Raw genomic sequence first — 5299 nt, forward strand, 5'->3', positions numbered from 1 at the left:
GGCGGGACGCAGCCATCTCGTCAGCAACAACGCCTCGGCGATGTTCTTTCGGCGGAGCAACCGGCACGGCAGAATCCACACCGGCGCGCCACGTTCGCCGAGTTGCGCGTCGAGCCACTTGCGCGCGGCGCGAGCCCGCGCGTGCGTCGGCGCAGGCGCCGGTTCGGTCAGGTTCGGCAGCCAATCGGCGGAGCCGCGGAAATGCCGCCGCAAGGTTCCGGCATCGGCCCGGTTGATGGCGATGTGACACAGATTGGGGTACGGCGGAAAAATCGTTTCCGCCACCGCCTGCAGCGTGCGGAAGCCACAGCGGCGCATTTCCCGCCAGCGTGCCCAGCGGTTGTCGAACCACCAGTCGTGGTGATGCGCGATGAGCGGGATGTTGCGCTCCGCGCAGGCGCGTGTCAGTTCGCGCGTCAGCAGGAGATTCCGGCCAATGCCAAGGTTGTGCGCCCAGACGAGGCACCCGTCCGCCGACGCGCCGTCCAAAATCTTCCCCAGCGCCGCGCGAATCCGCCCCGCAACCTGTCCGGGCGACCGCTTCTGTCCGGAAAAATATTTGAGCGCGGGATCGATCAGAAACTCGACCGACACACCTTGCAACGCCTTCCGAAAATCGCTGTTCCATTCCCGGTCGTTCGCTTCACCGCACGCCAGCTTTACCGAGTCAATGTTCCCATCGAACGCGCGGACGATGTGGGGCGTGGCCAGTTCGATGACGCGCCGGATACCGCCGGGCCGCAGATGATAATGGGCGACGATCAGTTTCAACCGCCGGAGTCTTTCATCGGCGCTGCAACGCGGTCAAATTTTTTGGAATCAAATCTTGTCAGCGCGCAGTTCGTCCCGGCATAGTTTCGATGGTATGTCGGACTTTTTTCAAACAGGAGCCATCGCCACGCTGCATCGTCTCGGCAGACCGGATGTAAAGCGACTCGAGGGAGAGCTGCAGATGTTCGCCAAGGAGGCCCCCATCGCGCTGGTGTTGCCGTGTCATGCAAAGGAACTGGACACACCGGCACTGCGCGCCATCGTGCGCGAACTGAAAAATGTCACCTACCTCAAGCAGATCGTCGTCGGTCTGGACCACGCCACCCCCCGCCAATGGAAAAGCGCGCGGAGTTTCTTCGGCCAGTTGCCGCAGAAGCCGACCCTGATCTGGAATGACGGCCCGCGCTTGAAACGCTTGTACCGCCGGCTGGAACAGGCCGATCTCCCCGTCGGTCCGCGCGGCAAGGGCTTGAACGTCTGGACCTGCTTCGGCTACGTGCTGGCCAGCGATCAATCCCGCATGGTGGCCGTGCATGATTGCGACATCAGCACCTACAACCGCGAATTGCTCGCGCGCCTTTGCTACCCGGTCGCGCATCCGAGCATGGGCTTCGACTTCTGCAAAGGTTACTACGCCCGCTACACCGGCAAGTTGAACGGCCGCGCCATGCGCCTGATGATGACGCCGCTGCTGCGCTCGCTCCTCGGGTTGATCGGTCCGCACCCGTTCCTGATTTACATGGACACTTTTCGCTATCCGCTGGCCGGGGAATTCTCGCTCGATCTCGATTTGATCCGGCGCAATCGCATTCCGGCAGACTGGGGCCTCGAGGTGGGACTGCTGGCAGACGTGTTTCGCAACTCGGCTGCCAAAAGCATCTGCCAGGCGGAACTCTGCGAAAACTACGATCACAAACATCAGGAGCTTTCCGCGCGCGATCCCGAGAAAGGGCTGAACAAAATGGCGGTGGACGTCGCCAAATCACTCTTCCGCACGATGGCGGCGGAAGGCATCAAGCTCGACAGCGGGTTGTTCGACACGCTGCTGAGCGCCTACGTGCGCAAGGCCGAGGACACGCTCCGTTACTACGCGGCGGACGCGGCCATCAACGGACTGGAATTCGACCGCCACCAGGAGGAGGTGGCAGTGACGATGTTTGTGCGCAGCATTCGCGCGGCGGCACGGGCGTTTCTGGACGACCCGCTCGGCGCGCCGCTGATCCCGAACTGGAACCGCGTCCATTCCGCGCTGCCCAGTTTTCTCGACGAACTCAACGCGGCGGTGAAGGCGGATAATGAGGAGTGAGTCAGCGCGGGATTGACTGTGCTACTCAGGCACTGGGACGTAGAGCGTCCGCTATGTCACAAAGAAAGAATCTCGACTTTTCCAGAGCAGACTTGTCAAGGCGTCGTCCGATCATATGACTTGGACGGATAGCTGTAAGTACGATCAGCGTGTGCGTGATTACAAGCCCTCACCAGGAACAAAAGAATACAAAGCAATCCGACAAACAGAACAACCTTCCGAGGCCTGCCTTCCAAACCGATGTAGTTTAACGCGCGTCCGATAAGCCCCAATTCTAATACCGCAAACAGCCTCAAAAAAATATCGACCCAAAGCCTGCCAGTATCACGGGGTTTCTCCCCGCTCATTATGCCGACAAGCCCGTTTACCACCCATGCCACGAGGAACGCCACCAACCCGAATGCCGCCAATATTAACAAGTCGTACATGGACTTAACAACCGGGATCAGGACGGGACGCTATAAGGCACCATTCGAGCGCAACATCGGCTGCGACAGCAGCCGATGTAACAGACACACTCGTTGGCGCTAACGCCCGCTTAGGCCTTTTTCTTAAAGATGTCATAGTATGCTCGATGCTGCATCACCGCGCCGACAGCCAATCCAGCTCCAGCAATGAACTTCAAGCTGAACGCACCCGCAGAACCCATCGTGTAACCAAATATGGCAAGCCACATGAGGACATTTATTTCAGATAACTGGAATAATGTCTTTTTCATCTTCCTTCGTTCTTCGTTGGCGGTTTCTTTCTTTGCTAAACCGTATTATTCAGCCAAATGACCTGTACGGTCGACCTTTCCTAGCGCGACTTCTACTACGAGGCCATGAAAGCAGAGTCGTGAATTCCTGTGAAGGATTATTCAGGACACAAAAGCCCCGGTGCAACCCATTCACACAGATTAAAACTTGTCAGCACCCGCCCCGGTTTCGTTAATTGGACGCAGGATGAAACGAAAATTTGATCTGGTTTTCCGCGGTTACGTTTTCGCGCTGGCGGTGTTGCTGCTCTGGTCGGTCTGGAGCGTCGCGCAAACGAACACGACGCCTTCCTCCACCGGCACGAACAGCGCGGCCGCATCCGCGCCGGGCAAACCGGACAAGGAGGCCGCCAAATCCGGCCGCTTTCATCTGACCTTCGGCCTGGACAAGATCGAGGTGCTGAACACCGCCGCGCCATTCGGCGAGCCGCTCTGGAAATACATTGCCTCGCTCATCTACACCTTCCTCGCGTTTTACGTTTCCAAGCTCCTCGACTACCTCACACGCGTCTGGTTGAAGAAGTTCACGGACCGGACCAAGACGCAGCTCGATGACCTGTTGCTTGGCCTGCTCAACGGGCCGGTCAAGATCGTTTCGTTCGTCATCTTCCTCAACATCGGCCTCGATATGTTCGACTGGCCGGACACGATCAAGAAGATCCTGGACAAGAGTTTCAAGGTCATCGTGGCAGCGACCATTACCTACGCGGTGCTCAAGCTGATTGACCTGTTGATGGGCTATTGGCGGCAGCGCACGCAGGCGGAAGCGGACCGGTCCTTCGATCAACAGTTGTTTCCGATCATCCGGAAAACCCTCAAGGTGTTCGTGGTCGTCGTGGCGGTGCTGGTCACGTCGCAGAACCTCGGCTTCGACATCACCGCGGCCCTGGCCGGCCTTTCGGTCGGCGGCCTCGCGCTCGGCCTCGCGGCACAGGACACGGTGGCGAACCTGTTCGGCGCGGTGGCGGTGTTCATGGACAAACCGTTCCGCGTCGGCGACCGCATCCAGCTCGATGCGATTGACGGCACGGTGGAGACCATCGGCCTGCGGAGCACGCGTGTGCGCAACCTCGACGGCCACCTCGTGACCGTCCCGAACAAAACGATGGGCAACGCGACGATCACGAACATTTCGCGCCGTCCCAACATCAAAACCGTGATGAACATCGGCATCACCTACGACACGCCGACCGAAAAAGTGAAGCGCGCGCTGGAGATTCTGAAGGAGGTTTACAAGGACCATCCGAAAACGTTCGATTGCCAGATTGGGTTCAACAAATTCGCCGACTCGGCGCTGAACATTCAGGTCGTCCACTGGTGGAATTCGACGGATTACAAGGAATACCTGGCCGGCCTCCAGGAAATGAACCTCGCGGCGAAGGAAAAGTTCGACAAGGAAGCCATCGCGTTCGCGTTTCCGTCGCAGACGGTCTATCTCAAGCAGGATTCAGAGTGGAGGGTGGGCGGCGCGCGGGAGACCTGATTGCGCCGCAGCCTGCCCGGTTGAATCCGCCATCCCGGTGTTGCGGCTTCTCTCCCGATGCGGCACAATCCGGTCAGTTCTAGTGGTGACGGGTGAACCATGCCAAAGATTCTGGTCATTGATGACGATGAAATCCTCCGCCGCACGGTGACCGCGGTTCTGGAGAAGAGCGGCTTTGAGGTCGTGGAAGCGGGGACCGGCGCGACGGGCGTGCATCTCGCGCGCACTCATCTGCCCGATCTGGTGCTTTGCGACGTGAACATGGAGGGGGTCGGGGGCCTGCTCACGCTCTATGCCTTGCGGCGCGATCCCATGATCGCGGCCATTCCGTTTGTGCTGATGTCGGGATTTCTCGCCAGCGCGGACGCGCCGCCGGGGACCGGGCGCGGCGCCGACGGTTTTCTGGGCAAACCGTTCAGCGCGGACAAGCTGCTTTCCACGATTCGCGAGGCGTTGAACAAGGACTCGCCGCGAGCCGCCGAAACGCCGGATGGCCGCGATTCAGCGCACGCGGCTGCCGGTGCGGATTCAACGCCCGGCTTTCTCCAGCCGGTGGACCGGATCCTCAGGATCACCCGGTTGCTCGGCACGGCGCGCCAGCCCATGCCACCGAAGGAAATCAGCGACATGGCGGGCCAGGCCCATCAGTCCGCCGAAAACGTGCGCAAACGAATCGAGAACTGCCTGCTCTACGCGGACATCGAACGGCTCGCGGCCGACGCCCCGCGACTGGCGGTTCTCCGGGAACAGCGCACTGGCATCCGCTCCGTGGTGGAACCGGTGGCCCGGGGCATGGCGATATTGATCGATCGCCAGGCCGACCTCGTTTTGAAGTTTGAAGACGCGCTGGTGGTCATTTCCGTGGAGCACCTGAAAAAGATCGTGCAGGAATTGATGGACAACGCATTCCGGTATTCGCATACGGGCGGCGCGGTGCATGTGGCGACCACCACGGACGCAGACCAGGTCATCCTGTCAATCA

The 5299-nt window shown here is 59.9% G+C and carries 5 protein-coding genes; 3 read left to right on the forward strand and 2 right to left on the reverse strand.

All coding sequences use genetic code 11. The features are described from left to right. On the reverse strand, positions 1 to 771 hold a 771-nt coding region (locus VN887_15365), incomplete at its 3' end, for a hypothetical protein (protein ID HXT41385.1). 94 nt (positions 772 to 865) lie between these two features. Here VN887_15365 and VN887_15370 point away from each other — a divergent pair. Continuing rightward, a complete protein-coding gene (locus tag VN887_15370) occupies positions 866 to 2077 on the forward strand; it encodes a glycosyl transferase (protein HXT41386.1) in 1212 nt (403 codons plus the stop codon). A gap of 538 nt (positions 2078 to 2615) precedes the next feature. On the opposite strand, the gene VN887_15375 is transcribed toward VN887_15370, so the two are convergent. Beyond that, on the reverse strand, positions 2616 to 2795 hold the full coding sequence (locus VN887_15375; protein HXT41387.1) for a hypothetical protein: 180 nt from the start codon (positions 2793 to 2795) through the stop codon (positions 2616 to 2618). 226 nt (positions 2796 to 3021) lie between these two features. Here VN887_15375 and VN887_15380 point away from each other — a divergent pair, with 226 nt between their 5' ends. After that, the gene (locus VN887_15380; GenBank protein ID HXT41388.1) at positions 3022 to 4317 is read left to right on the forward strand and encodes a mechanosensitive ion channel family protein; all 1296 of its coding nucleotides are present in this window, start codon (positions 3022 to 3024) and stop codon (positions 4315 to 4317) included. A gap of 99 nt (positions 4318 to 4416) precedes the next feature. Continuing rightward, the coding region (locus VN887_15385) for a response regulator (GenBank protein ID HXT41389.1) at positions 4417 to 5299 on the forward strand (883 nt) is incomplete at its 3' end.

It is taken from the genome of Candidatus Angelobacter sp. (assembly GCA_035607015.1).
In the GTDB taxonomy this organism is placed as follows: domain Bacteria; phylum Verrucomicrobiota; class Verrucomicrobiia; order Limisphaerales; family AV2; genus AV2.

Bases quoted from the DNA above. Each gene is read 5' to 3' on its own strand.
- VN887_15380 (HXT41388.1), top strand. From the start codon at position 3,022: ATGAAACGAAAATTTGATCTGGTTTTCCGCGGTTACGTTTTCGCGCTG.
- VN887_15370 (HXT41386.1), top strand. From the start codon at position 866: ATGTCGGACTTTTTTCAAACAGGAGCCATCGCCACGCTGCATCGTCTC.
- VN887_15375 (HXT41387.1), bottom strand. From the start codon at position 2,795: ATGAAAAAGACATTATTCCAGTTATCTGAAATAAATGTCCTCATGTGG.